We start from the raw sequence: 12,280 nt of genomic DNA on the forward strand, positions 1-12,280 counted from the left end.
TTATGGGAGTAACAGGCATATTCAAAGGGAATGTGTTCTTCAGGAGGGATTTATAATGACAGCAATTACACATATAGGTTTATCCGTTCCGGATATTGAGGCAGCTATCAAGTGGTATGGGGAGGTCTTAGGTTTCAAATTAATTGCTGGGCCATATACCTTTGTCTCGGATTTAGAAAAGGAACCTAATATGACCAATGACTTATTGGGGAAAGACATCAAAACAATGAGGAATGCTCATTTGATTTCGCAGAATCAGGTTGGCCTTGAGCTTTTTGAATTTCAGGAACCAAAAATGGAAGACAAAGGGAAGCAGGATTATCAAGGCTATTTTCATATCTGTTTAATAGCGGATAACATGGAAGAACTTGCGGATAAAATTGCAAATTCAGGTGGGAAAAAGCGGAGTGATATTTGGAATACATGGGAAGGGAAGCCCTATTATTTAGTCTATTGTGAAGATCCATTTGGAAATATAATTGAACTCTACAGCCATAGTACTGAGACTATGTATGCCAATAAGGAATAAACGTTTCAGCATATTAGGAACTTACCTTGGTTAATCAAGTAAATTAGATGATTACACAGAATCTGGCTTATTAGGCCAGATTCAAATAACTTCAATCCATCCCCAAAAAAGTCTTTACTCGTTTTACATAGGCTTCCTTATCATACGAAAAATACAAACCACTAGATAACCGGATTGGATCACCAAAGAAAAATCGTTCATATTGGGTTTCCCGTGTACCAAAGGCACTCATTGTCATTTCCCAAGCTAAGCGGAAAATCTTGACACGTGATTCAGCATCATCGGCTTTCGATTGCAAATATTGATCCAAGTCTTTTCTTAGTGATGATCGAAATGCCTGTTCCGTTGGGATCGACATCAATCCACTGGCTCCTAGTTGCTGGATAATTTCACCGAATCTTGCATAGGCCCGTGGAAATACATTACAAGCTACCTGTAGCGTTTTTTGATTAGGTCTCATGAATCCCCATTCATCCAATTCAGCTTCAACTTCTGCTTTGATAATCAATGCTTTCATAGTTTCCAATGCAACGATAATTTCTGATACCTTTTCCTGAACATGTTGGTAGTCACTAATATTGATAGTATCAATGATTGATTGAGCTACACCTAAGACAAATTCAGTTTTAACGATCTGTCTGGATACAGCCTGATGTAAAGTGAACGGCAAAAATGAACTAGCATCCATGAAAGTATTAGAGACTTGTATGTTATTGTAATAAAACACGCGTTCCCAGGGAACAAGTACATTATCGAAAACTACAATCGTATCCATTTCTTCATAGCGTGAACTTAATGGATAGTTAAATGTGGAATCACCGCCAACAAATGATTCCCGGCAGATAAATTTCAAACCTTTTGTATTACTGGGGATGGAAAATGCAAAACCATTTGCCTTATCTTGGATTCCGCCTGCCGAAAATACAACGATTTCATCTGTTATCCCACCCTGTGTTGCCAATAGCCTAGCCCCTTTAACAAGGATACCTTCATCTGTTTTGTCTATAACTTTTGTGGCAATTGGTTCATCATCTTCATCTTCAAAATAAAATTGTTCACGATTGACTTGTGGGTTTACAAATGTATGTGTCATGGAAATGTCGTTTTCACGGGCATATTCATAAAAGGATAATAAATGCTCGGGGAAACAGTTTTCCTTTCCTTTTAAAAGGTCTATGGATGATGCAAGTGCCATCATCACCGTATTCATATAGTCTGGACTTCTTCCCATCATGCCATTAGTTGACATAGCCCATTGTTGAACCATCTTTCTTCTTTTTACCAGATCCTCTTTCGTCTTTGGCTGCAAATAGGACATCCCAACGTGCTCACTAGTTGATGGAGAAGAATAGGTCATGATAGCTTGTAATGATTTATCATGCTGTAAATCATATAATGCAGCTTGACTCCTCATAACCCCTTTAAATGCTGGGTGCTCAGAGACTTTTCCTTCGATCGGATGGCCATCTACCCATATATCCATTTGCAGACGATCGATTCGATCAATATATTCACTCCCCGTAATGATTGACATATATTCACCCCTTATGATTTTTACAGAGTATAATCAAACGCCTATGCCATTTTATTCGGATTGTATTCGGATGTTACTGTTTTTAAATTCATTCCATGTTCATTTCTGAGGATAAACACTGGCGATATGTAACATCTCTATTTTTTCACAGGTGAATCAATGGAGAAATTCAACTATTTTCGAACAGGCTATTAACAGTATTGGATAAGGTGTTAAAGGTGTTTTCTTCTAAAATGACAATGCAACTGACACCGGGTTTTCTATTATTATATGAAAAAGAACTTTAATATTGAGGCTGAAAAACAGCCTGATTTAGCCATTAATCATTGATATAACAGCAAAAATGACGTACCCAGTTCATACGTCATTTGATCTGTCATTTAATTTATATGCGCCTAAAAACGGACCCTTTGACTTAGCCAGCACCCTTTTTTACGCGAATTTAGCCCACTGTTACTCGTCTTGCTCTCACCACATACACCTGATTTAGAATTAGTGCTCCAATTAGCTGAATAACGGTTTTCGCAATTACCTGCCCTAAAATCGCTGCTGGAACGGCCTCCCAAGGGATAAATCCTGCACCTAGTGGACTTAATCCAACAATAACGAAAACGACTGAATCTAGCAGTCCGCCGACAATCCCACTATAAAATACGCGCCATGCGATTGGCAGTTTTAATCTCGTATAAATCTCTGTATCTGCCGTTTCGGAAATAATAAAAGAAAGGGCAGAGGCTGCAACAATCATTAGTGTATCTCCAAGTAAAAAGGAAACTAGACCAGATAAAATTAGGGCTGTAAGAATGAATAAATAGGTCTTTGATCTTCCGTATTTGTTTTGCACCAAGTCACGAAAGATAAATGTCGCACCGATTAGAAATGTTCCCATTGGAATGATAAAAACACCAATCTCTAAAGGCATCATTGCCGCAGTGATGACATTAGCCGTGACAATTGAAATTAAATAAAAGAATACACGTACCATATTATTTCTCTCCCTTTTTCAGCAAGTATTGCTCTAAACCATTATGACGAAGCTTACAAGCTGGACACGCACCACAGCCGTCAGCCTTGATGCCGTTATAGCAGGTCAAAGTCTTTTCCCGAATTACATCTAATACACCTAACCCATCTGACAATTCCCAGACTTCCTTTTTATCCAACCACATTAACGGAGTATGGATTTCAAACGGTTCATCGATTGCCAGATTTAGCGTTACATTTAATGATTTAATAAAACTATCTCGGCAATCTGGATAGCCACTAAAATCCGTTTGACTAACCCCTGTCACTAGATGTTTTGCACCAACTTGTTTTGCTAACACACCAGCGAAGGATAGAAAAAGTAAATTTCTACCTGGTACGAATGTGTTAGGGAGTTCCGTTTCATCGCCTTCAGCTACGTCAATATCATCCCGCGTTAAGGCATTGGGTGCCAATTGATGCAGCAGCGACATATCTAAAATATGATGTTTTACACCAAGATCTTCTGCAATCTCTTTCGCACATTCAATTTCTAATTTATGGCGTTGACCATAATCAAACGTAACCGTTTCAACATCTTTAAATTGTTCCTTTGCCCAGAATAAACAGGTCGTGCTGTCCTGTCCTCCGCTAAAGACAACAATGGCTTTATCTTTCTTCATGTAAAAACTCCTTCTCCAAAAGAAAAAACAGCACTAAGAAATGCTGTTTTCTTAGTTTTTTATAGAGGGTAGCTAAAACCTCTTTGTATTCATTTTAATGCATATATTCTTCCTGAAATATGTATGACCATATCCTTATACGTTCCCGATTTTAAACAGCAATGGCCAATCAAAATTTGAAGACTAACAATACATGGACACTTTGTTACCACGAATTGTGTAATCCTTTTAAACCTTATGCTTGGCTATTCTCAGACATGAAAAAACCTCCCCGTATTTTTCCAAAACACTACGAGAGGCTATAGCAAACTACGATTCTAACAAAAAAAGCCACATCCAATATGGACATGGCTAATCGTCAATGTATCCATAGTTTTTTATAGAGGGTTTCAGCTATGAACCTCTTCCGATTCCGTGTTTCATTCCTATTTATGATAGCTGAGAATGGGGATGGTGTCAATATGATTGATATTTTCGGGAGATTTTTATGGTTATTAAAAAAGTAGTGATGAAGGATGCTGATTTTGAATCTCCGTAATACCATTTACCCCACCTAAGCAAAAAACAACCCACAATAACCCTACCAATCCCCCCTAAACCCAACTACTTTCGATTATAAAGATGAAAGGGGGAAACGATAGAGCATCGAATGATGACCGTAAAAGAAGTAGCTGCTTTTCTAGGTGTTCATTCCGATACAATTTATGATTTAGTGCGCGATCAGGAAATTCCACATTTTCGAATTAGAAGAAGGATTTTATTTTTGCCGGAAGTGATCGAGAACTGGATTCAGGAACGAGGAAATTAGCAGAGATAGGTGCTAGATAGAAGGCGCCATTTCCGAAATGCACATGGGAAAGGAAGCGGAGCATATGAATGTATGGAAAGAGATGAATGCTTTTCGGGATTGGCTATTATTAAACGAAATGTCCAGCAGCGGAATTGTATTATGGTATAGCTTATTTACCATATGGAATAAGGTTAGCTGTCAGAGTAAATTTAATGTATCCAATTCGACGCTGATGAAATTAACAGGTTTATCTAAACAGGGTCTAATCAATGCGAGGGCTACTCTTATTCAGCACCAATTTATTCATTACGAAAAAGGCAAGAAGGGACGTGCACCGGTTTATCAGTTGAACTCATTGGTCCAATCCGTTGAATCATCAAGATACCAATCGCAGTTCCAATCCAAGACCGAATCCCTTCCCTTACTAGATGATTTGAGAAATAGAAGAAGAGAAGGAAGAAAGATCGCATCCGAAAAACTGCTTGTCGTTTATGAACAAAATTTTGGCGGTCTTCCCCCAATTGTTATGCAATCCTTACATGATTGGTGTGAGGAGCTAGAAGAAGGGATTATTTTGGAAGCAATTGAATTGGCCGTGAAAAAAGGGGCGCGTACGTTTAGCTATGTGGAGAAAATTCTAGAGCAGTGGAAACGTGCCGGATTGAAAAACACAGCGGAGGTCAGAAATTACATAAAAATTAAAAGCAATTGAAAAAATGGATATCACAGAGCGGATAAAGTTATTCAATACGTTATTTGATAATTATTTTGACTCAAGACGCTCAAAAGAGCAAATTATAAGAGAGAAAGAAGAAATGCTTTACGGTAAAGAAGGTGAGTAGGATAGGCAAGCGCGGTGAAGTATGGACCGTAGAGTTAAATGGAAAGGGAAGACCAGTTTTTATTGTTAGAACTGACATTGTCATAGTAGAGATAGATTCAGTTGTTAGTTCACAAAGAAGTAAGCGCAAAACATAGTCACAGGGGCGGTTACTTCTTTTAATTTAAAAGAATGACGATGGTTACAATTAGGATTAAGCTTAAGAATTTCAGTTAAAAATCGCCATCTTGTATGATAGTGGTAAAAATGCAATTCTGGCATTCTGCTGAGACCTATTTTATTACCGAATTTAGCCCAATAGAAATGTTGAAAAAATAATTGTGTATAAACCTTATGGCAGAAGTCACATATTTAAACATAGAAAAAATTGAAGATATATATATAACAATTTCAATCCACAAAATCAGGATTACAATAAAGCTTAAGTTGTTCTGAATCCAGAACTTCAATGCAATTCCTTGATGTTTTGATGACATTCCCCTCGCGCAATTTTTTCAGAGAGCGGGCCACCTCTAACCTTGTTTCCCCAATCATCTCGCCGATTTCCGATTGTGTTAGGTTAATCCCCATTTTATTCAAGTAGTGCGTATATATGTAAACAATGTTGCATGTCTTAACGAAAGCAGAATCATAGCTGAGAGTAAGCGATTCGCGCATGAACAGATTGGAGTGCATAATGACATAATCCAGCATCGCAATGCTCAAATCAGGATTCTCCCTGAGCGCCTGATAGAAATCCTCTGGGCGGAAGCGAATCGTCTCGATATCGGTGATGGCGGTTATAACGAAAAAATCAACATCAATTTGGAATTTGCCATCCAACGGTCTACTTAAGGAGTAGGGGCAAATAGAACCCTCACCATGAAAGCAAATCGTCTTGCTTTCTCCTTCTATGTGATCGACAGATAATTTAAAGATGCCTTTCTCTACATAGTACAAGTATAAGGGTTCGATATTATTAGTGATGACATTGCCTTTCTCCAATAGATGCTCCTCCCCGATATTTAATAGTAAGGTTTTAAAATCTATAAATTGATTTTCGAAAAACAGATTGATCTTCCGCAAACTGTTCAATTCTCCCTTCAAATGTAAATTAATAAGCGATTAAATAAAAATCGAGATACTGATGGTAGATACTATCTTCCTTTTGTTTATCATTTATTATACAACAATATTAAACTTCTAATCTAAAAAAATAGCTATGTATCAAATGATATTGAAAGCGCTTTAAAATATTTTGTAAGATATGATTACAAAGGAGCAGTTATCAATCGCAGCATGTAGGTGAGTGAAAACGGTAAACTTACTGAGAAAAAGTATAGGAGGAACGAATGGAATGGAAGTTATTTCTTTATTATCACTGGTCATTGTAATTGCATTAGGGGTTTTCTTGAAAAAAAATATTGGTATCATCTCACTTGCGATGGCCATCATACTAGGAATGGCTGGTGGGATATCAAGTAATGATGTTGTCGTTGGATTCCCTACGAGTCTATTTCTGAACTTGTTTGGGATGTTCTTCTTTTTTGCAATTGCGCAGAATAATGGCTCTTTAGAACTGCTGTCCAAAAAGCTTTTTGTAAAACTTGGCCGTTATGCTTCCTTATATCCTCTTATGGTCTTTTTAGTAAGCGCACTCATCACTGTTGTCGATCCAGGTGGTTTGACTGCTTATGTGGTATTGCCCGCAATTGTCATGAGTGTTGGTTATCAAATGGGTTACAACCCGATTCTGATAGGCGTGCTGACTATCTATGGAGCGAACACGACGCTTATGACACCAGTTGGCGTGTTTGGAAATACAGCCAACCTGATTGTTGACAGTGCTGGCTTTCCCAGTTACACGACTCAAATATTATTAAACGGGACAATTCTGTTTACCATCGGGAGTATTCTAGTTTATATCGGTTTTCGTGGATGGAGAAGAAGTCATTCTGTTGAAAGTAAGCTTTCTTTGGAAGAAAGTGCAAGTACAATCGAAATTCCAGCATTCAATTTCACGCAAAAACTGACCTTGGCCATGCTTGTATTTATGATACTCGCTATTATGCTACTAGGAGCGCATGCAGGACTTACGGCGCTGGTTTTTGCTGTAATCCTGCTGATTGCTAAGGCAGCTGATGAAAAAGCGGCATTTTTAGGGGTTCCATGGGAAACAATCTTCCTTTGTATAGGGATTGGCCACCTTTTGAGTGTTATAAGTGACCTTGGTGGATTAGCCCTTTTGGCAAATCTTTTGTCTTCTGTTTCTTCAACATGGACACTGGCGCCGTTACTCGGTATCACTTCGTCGATCATGTCATTCTTCTCATTAGCGATTGCGGGACCTATCCCTACCTTAATTCCGACAATCGAGACGTTGAATGCATCGGTTGGCAATATGTTCTTGGACATTGAGTTAATAAGTACAATTATCAACGGTGGCTTCACAGCCGCAATCAGTCCATTGTCGATGGGCGGTGCGATGGTTCTGGCTGCTTATGGAACACTATTCAAACCTAGCGCTGAAGAGAGAACGGAAATATTTAATAAGCTATTCCTTGTAGCTATCGTGATGTCGATTATAGCTGGGATTCTGGCAAATACAGGCATATATGGAATAACTGCTGGTTTGTAGTTCCGCCTACTTACTGCAATGAGGTGACTAGCAGAAATAACTGAGCAAGTCATTAATAAGCCTATTTTAAGGAGGAAAAGAAATGGACAGAAGTATATTAAAAGGAATGTATGATGTGCATGTGCATTGTGGACCATCTACAGCGAAGAGATCGGTGGATGCTGCCGAGATGTTGAAGCTCGCGGAAGAAGCTGGCTATGCAGGTTTTGTTGTTAAGGATCACTATGTTCCGGCACTTCTTGGAACGAAAATGGTTGAAGAACATTTAGGCAATGGGACCTGTAAGGCTTATGGATGTTTGGTTCTGAATAATGCGGTTGGCGGTTTTAATGTGAATGCAGTAGATAAAGCGAGACAATTGGACACAGCAATGGTTTACTTCCCTACTGTCTCCTCTAAGACGCATATCGTCAATCACAAGGACTCGGGATTTGTTGGTGGTGCTGGTGCTTCGGAGGTAGTGGAAGAACCAATCGTTATCGCTGATGAAAATGGGAATTTGAATACGAAAGCTGTGGAAGTAATCGAGTATATGTCCAAGCATGATATGGTACTTGCAACTGGTCACGGAAATGAGATTGAGGTGGATGCGACAGTCAAAAAAGCCTTTGAACTTGGAATGAAACGTGTCCTTGTAACGCATCCACATTATCAGGTGGGAGCAACCATTGAAGATATGAAGAGATGGGCAGAAATGGGTGCCTATATTGAGATCAACGCCTGTGTGTTTAAAGATAGTGGCTCTAAAGTGGAAGCAATAACTGATCTTTCCGTCGCAAAAGAGATGATTGATGCATGTGGCGTGAATCGCATTATTATCGATACGGACTATGGGCAGGCTGTCAATGGCTCTCCAGTAGATGGCATGTTTAATTTTGTCAACGCACTGGAAGAACATTTCGGAATCAGCGAAGAAGAAATCAATATCATGACTAAGAAGAACCCAAAAAAGCTGTTCAATTTTCAATAATAGCATCAAGCAACTAAAATCAGGGAGGAAATAAAGATGACAAAAATCGATTACGGTAATCTGGATAACTTGCCTTGGCAATTTGTGAGAGAAGGCATAACACGGAAAGTATTTGGAATGGGAGCAGAAAACATCAATGTCACAATTAATAAAGTTGAGAATGGCAATGAGAAAAAACCGCATAAGCACGAAAAAAATGAACAGATTGCACTTATCCTGGAAGGTGAATGCGACTATTATGTAGAGGGTAAACTTTATCGCATGACGAAAGGTTCCTGGATTACAGTTCCAGCTGGTGTAGAGCATTATATAGATGTCTACGATAGCCCTGTACCTGTACTTAACATGGATATTTTCTATCCATTAAGAGAAGAGTACAACGAATCTTACGGGAAATTCATTGAGAACTACCGTAAGTAAATAAGAATTATGTGCTGAGCTAATTGACTGATTGTATTACGTAACGGTTCGAAGGGAGGAAAACATAGTGAAAATGCACAATTTAGTCAAAGAGAAGCTGGAGAAAAGCGGGTATGTTTTAGGTGCGTTCGTTGCTTCTGGTTCACCGACCAATGTGGAAATTTTAGGACTCAATGATCTCGATTTTGTCCTTATTGATATGGAGCATGCCCAAACCGATATGGAAACCATGGTGAACATGATACGTGCCGCGGAATTATATGACATGGCACCACTTGCTCGTATTTACGATCCGCATGATGGGCCTATGATGGCCCGAATGCTCGATGTAGGCATACATGGCTTGATGATACCTATGGTGGAAACGAAAGAGCACGCCGAGTATATTATTAAGAATATGAAGCTTGCACCTCTTGGAAAAAGAGGGATAGGTGCAGGACGCGGGCCAAGATGGGGCTGGTATGAAAATTACAATAAAGGTGAAGTAAACGATAATACCTACGTCATCATGCAGTGTGAGACAGTGAAGGGTGTAGAAAATATAGAAGAAATTTGCCAGACACGAGGACTTGACTGTATCTTTATTGGAACAGCCGATTTATCGCAGGATATGGGTGTTTTTGGCGAAAGCAATAACAAGGAGTTAGAATCTGCAATTGACAAAGTATTGGAAGCCTGCAAGAAGTATAACATCGTACCAGGCATCATTGCGGGAACGCAAGAAGTCGCAACGATGCGGATTCAGCAAGGTTTCCAATTCGTTACCATCATGAATGATCTGGGATTCTTCAGAAGCGTGACAAAGAATCGAATCGATGCAGTTAGAAATAGTCTGTGAATCATTGAAGCTGGGACATAACTATTGACGTTGGGATTAATAAATATGCTGTTCTTTCTAATGGCGTAATGTATGAAAATCCTAGGTTTCTTCGTAAAAAGGAAAAGTAATTAGAGAAAGCCCAACGTAAACTTTCTAAAAGGAAAAGAGGCTCTGCTAACTATATTCAAATAAGTACACCAGGTTCGACAATTACAAGAAAAAGTAGTAAATCAGCGTAAAGATTTTTGCATACATTAAGCTACAGCCTAGCGAAAGATTATTCAGTGGTTGCGGTAGAAAATCTAAATATCCGGTCAGAAACAGGAAGTTATCGAAATCTATTCTTGGATGGGGAATGTTTCGAAATATGCTTGCTTATAAATGTAAAAAACAAGGTGTAGCCAAAATTCACTTCTCAAGACTGTTCTTGTTGTGGCAATCGAGTAATGAAGTCTCTTTCCGTTTGCACTCATATATGCAAGAAATGTGGAGGGGTACTTGATCGAGATCATAACGCAAGCGTAAACATTCTACAAAAGGCAAAGGCAGAACTTCTTTATAACTGTAGGGCAAGGTTGTGTCCAAACAGTATAATCTAAGCCTGTGGAGACTGTATAAGACTTGTTAGGGTACTCCAACAAGCAACGGTCATTGAATTAGGAAGCCCCTTCTTCAAATAACCCAAAAGAATGTAAGGAGGGGTCATTCACTATATCTGCACATTAGTTTTACCATTTCATATAGTATTATACCTGTAAAGTAGATGACTTGAGGCAACTGCTACGAATGAAAAGCAGTTCTTTTGGTCAAAGTTCTTTAAAAAGGCTAAAATCGGGTATCTATATATAAAAATAGTCATACAATATAAAAAACGCTTGGTGCTGTAACACCAAGCGGGTTTGTGCAGTAGCACTTTAAGGGGCAGCTCACAAATTAACGAAAAATAACCACACGAATTGCTGGCTGGGCGATATGGGTGGTTATTTTTTTTCGTGAAAAGACAGTACAGTTACAATCAAAGAAGCAAACGAAATACAGATGACCAAGCTTTCAAAAATCGTCATTCTCTCACCCCCTTTCTTCTTGAATCAGAGGGACGAGCCACCACGAAAAGCCGTATGCACTTAAATGTATTAGAATCCTTAAACCTGTTGCTGCAATAAAACCACAGAGATTCAATTACTAAAAAAAACCTGAAGTTTAATCATTCGAAACTTTTGCCTTGTTTTATTTAGTTTAGTTAAACGTATGGTAATGACGACTTGTACTATTCCAAAAAAATAAAAAAAACGAGTTTTTTACTCGTTTTATAGCACCATCCCAAACATATTCCTATTTCAGCCGGCCTTTTTAATATATAAACATTCATGAATAGGTGGACAACCTAATGTTAGCCAAATAGCAAAAAAAGTGTCAGCTCTTAACGTCTTTTCATTATTAAAGATCAAACTGAGGTTTGCCTTTTTAAGTCCAGTCCTTTTACAAATATCAACTTGTTTCATTTTCTTTTCTTTAGCAATTTCCTTAAATCGGTTTTTAATTTCTAAACTCTCCACTTCCCTAGAATTTAGTAAAGGAGACATTGTTTCTACATCCAATAATTTAGAAATTGCTGCACCTTTTATAAAATCCTCAATTTTGGCTTCTGGAGTATCATTTTTTCCACGAAATGAATTATCTAAATTAATCCAGTCAATCATATTCTTGATCTTTTCATACGTTTCATCTTTCATTTCAATCTCTATTCTCATGTATAAAAACCTCTTTTCAAGTGCATGATATTTAAAAACGAAAGGCTTTAAAGGAGTTGTATCTTATGTTTCGTAAAAATAATGATGATTTAAAGGAATATGTTGAAGACATATTAGATAAGGGAAGAAAAGGATAAAATTCAATTAAATATATGAAGGATTTTGTTTAACTATGCTAAACTTTTTGTTCTAAAAGGAACTACACCGAGAACGTATGAAAAACAATATAAGATGTTGTCTGTGGTATCGGGATGGGTGTGAGTGTCTTTTTTAATTGGATGACGACAAACTTTCTGACCACTTTGGCATTCCCTGTAGCACTTGATTACGCTGGATTAGCCATTATACTCATTTGGTTTGTT

General features: G+C 38.2%; 13 protein-coding genes, 1 pseudogene and 1 riboswitch. Of the genes and pseudogenes, 8 read left to right on the plus strand and 6 right to left on the minus strand.

Features of this window, described 5'->3' with window-relative positions; all coding sequences use genetic code 11:
* The first annotated feature begins 55 nt into the window (after positions 1-55).
* On the plus strand, positions 56-529 hold the full coding sequence (locus F1560_RS09265) for a VOC family protein (RefSeq protein WP_149474339.1): 474 nt from the start codon (positions 56-58) through the stop codon (positions 527-529).
* Between the two features lie 91 nt (positions 530-620).
* On the opposite strand, the gene hpaB is transcribed toward F1560_RS09265, so the two are convergent.
* From hpaB to queC, 3 genes are all read right to left on the minus strand, one after another.
* Complete coding sequence (gene hpaB / locus F1560_RS09270; protein WP_149474340.1) at positions 621-2,063, minus strand: 4-hydroxyphenylacetate 3-monooxygenase, oxygenase component; 1,443 nt, start codon at positions 2,061-2,063, stop codon at positions 621-623.
* Positions 2,064-2,505: 442 nt separating this feature from the next.
* Entirely contained in the window at positions 2,506-3,048 is a 543-nt protein-coding gene (locus tag F1560_RS09275; protein WP_149474341.1) for a VUT family protein, read from the minus strand.
* A gap of 1 nt (position 3,049) precedes the next feature.
* A complete protein-coding gene (queC, locus tag F1560_RS09280; protein ID WP_149474342.1) occupies positions 3,050-3,709 on the minus strand; it encodes a 7-cyano-7-deazaguanine synthase QueC in 660 nt (219 codons plus the stop codon).
* Between the two features lie 363 nt (positions 3,710-4,072).
* Positions 4,073-4,119: riboswitch (PreQ1 riboswitch) on the minus strand.
* A gap of 242 nt (positions 4,120-4,361) precedes the next feature.
* Here queC and F1560_RS09285 point away from each other — a divergent pair.
* Positions 4,362-4,517 (plus strand): helix-turn-helix domain-containing protein, encoded by a 156-nt coding sequence (locus tag F1560_RS09285; protein ID WP_342780248.1) that lies wholly within the window; start codon positions 4,362-4,364, stop codon positions 4,515-4,517.
* 64 nt (positions 4,518-4,581) lie between these two features.
* Positions 4,582-5,211 carry a DnaD domain-containing protein gene (locus F1560_RS09290; RefSeq protein ID WP_187773677.1) on the plus strand — a complete coding sequence of 210 codons (630 nt, stop codon included), beginning with the start codon at positions 4,582-4,584 and terminating at the stop codon, positions 5,209-5,211.
* Between the two features lie 519 nt (positions 5,212-5,730).
* Here the strand turns inward: F1560_RS09290 and F1560_RS09295 are convergent.
* A complete protein-coding gene (locus F1560_RS09295) occupies positions 5,731-6,324 on the minus strand; it encodes a Crp/Fnr family transcriptional regulator (RefSeq protein WP_149474345.1) in 594 nt (197 codons plus the stop codon).
* A 352-nt stretch (positions 6,325-6,676) separates the two neighbouring features.
* Here F1560_RS09295 and F1560_RS09300 point away from each other — a divergent pair, with 352 nt between their 5' ends.
* The 5 genes and pseudogenes from F1560_RS09300 to F1560_RS09320 form a co-directional block, all read left to right on the plus strand.
* The gene (locus tag F1560_RS09300) at positions 6,677-7,957 is read left to right on the plus strand and encodes an SLC13 family permease (RefSeq protein ID WP_149474346.1); all 1,281 of its coding nucleotides are present in this window, start codon (positions 6,677-6,679) and stop codon (positions 7,955-7,957) included.
* Between the two features lie 82 nt (positions 7,958-8,039).
* Complete coding sequence (locus F1560_RS09305) at positions 8,040-8,927, plus strand: DUF6282 family protein (RefSeq protein WP_149474347.1); 888 nt, start codon at positions 8,040-8,042, stop codon at positions 8,925-8,927.
* A 36-nt stretch (positions 8,928-8,963) separates the two neighbouring features.
* Positions 8,964-9,347 (plus strand): cupin domain-containing protein, encoded by a 384-nt coding sequence (locus F1560_RS09310; RefSeq protein ID WP_210095891.1) that lies wholly within the window; start codon positions 8,964-8,966, stop codon positions 9,345-9,347.
* 73 nt (positions 9,348-9,420) lie between these two features.
* Entirely contained in the window at positions 9,421-10,185 is a 765-nt protein-coding gene (locus tag F1560_RS09315; protein ID WP_245347652.1) for an HpcH/HpaI aldolase family protein, read from the plus strand.
* A 395-nt stretch (positions 10,186-10,580) separates the two neighbouring features.
* Positions 10,581-10,766 (plus strand): annotated as a pseudogene (locus tag F1560_RS09320) (zinc ribbon domain-containing protein); the annotation flags it as partial.
* A gap of 381 nt (positions 10,767-11,147) precedes the next feature.
* On the opposite strand, the gene F1560_RS22740 reads toward F1560_RS09320, so the two are convergent.
* Positions 11,148-11,231 (minus strand): putative holin-like toxin, encoded by an 84-nt coding sequence (locus tag F1560_RS22740; RefSeq protein WP_223116404.1) that lies wholly within the window; start codon positions 11,229-11,231, stop codon positions 11,148-11,150.
* A 273-nt stretch (positions 11,232-11,504) separates the two neighbouring features.
* The gene (locus F1560_RS09325) at positions 11,505-11,918 is read right to left on the minus strand and encodes a helix-turn-helix domain-containing protein (RefSeq protein ID WP_149474350.1); all 414 of its coding nucleotides are present in this window, start codon (positions 11,916-11,918) and stop codon (positions 11,505-11,507) included.
* Positions 11,919-12,280 lie beyond the last annotated feature (362 nt).

The organism is Oceanobacillus polygoni, assembly GCF_008304605.1.
GTDB lineage: Bacteria > Bacillota > Bacilli > Bacillales > Amphibacillaceae > Oceanobacillus > Oceanobacillus polygoni.

Coding starts and splice junctions, on each gene's coding strand:
- F1560_RS09265 (WP_149474339.1), top strand. CDS start 56: ATGACAGCAATTACACATATAGGTTTATCCGTTCCGGATATTGAGGCA.
- hpaB (WP_149474340.1), bottom strand. CDS start 2,063: ATGTCAATCATTACGGGGAGTGAATATATTGATCGAATCGATCGTCTG.
- F1560_RS09275 (WP_149474341.1), bottom strand. CDS start 3,048: ATGGTACGTGTATTCTTTTATTTAATTTCAATTGTCACGGCTAATGTC.
- queC (WP_149474342.1), bottom strand. CDS start 3,709: ATGAAGAAAGATAAAGCCATTGTTGTCTTTAGCGGAGGACAGGACAGC.
- F1560_RS09285 (WP_342780248.1), top strand. CDS start 4,362: ATGACCGTAAAAGAAGTAGCTGCTTTTCTAGGTGTTCATTCCGATACA.
- F1560_RS09290 (WP_187773677.1), top strand. CDS start 4,582: ATGAATGTATGGAAAGAGATGAATGCTTTTCGGGATTGGCTATTATTA.
- F1560_RS09300 (WP_149474346.1), top strand. CDS start 6,677: ATGGAAGTTATTTCTTTATTATCACTGGTCATTGTAATTGCATTAGGG.
- F1560_RS09305 (WP_149474347.1), top strand. CDS start 8,040: ATGGACAGAAGTATATTAAAAGGAATGTATGATGTGCATGTGCATTGT.
- F1560_RS09310 (WP_210095891.1), top strand. CDS start 8,964: ATGACAAAAATCGATTACGGTAATCTGGATAACTTGCCTTGGCAATTT.
- F1560_RS09315 (WP_245347652.1), top strand. CDS start 9,421: ATGCACAATTTAGTCAAAGAGAAGCTGGAGAAAAGCGGGTATGTTTTA.
- F1560_RS22740 (WP_223116404.1), bottom strand. CDS start 11,231: ATGACGATTTTTGAAAGCTTGGTCATCTGTATTTCGTTTGCTTCTTTG.
- F1560_RS09325 (WP_149474350.1), bottom strand. CDS start 11,918: ATGAGAATAGAGATTGAAATGAAAGATGAAACGTATGAAAAGATCAAG.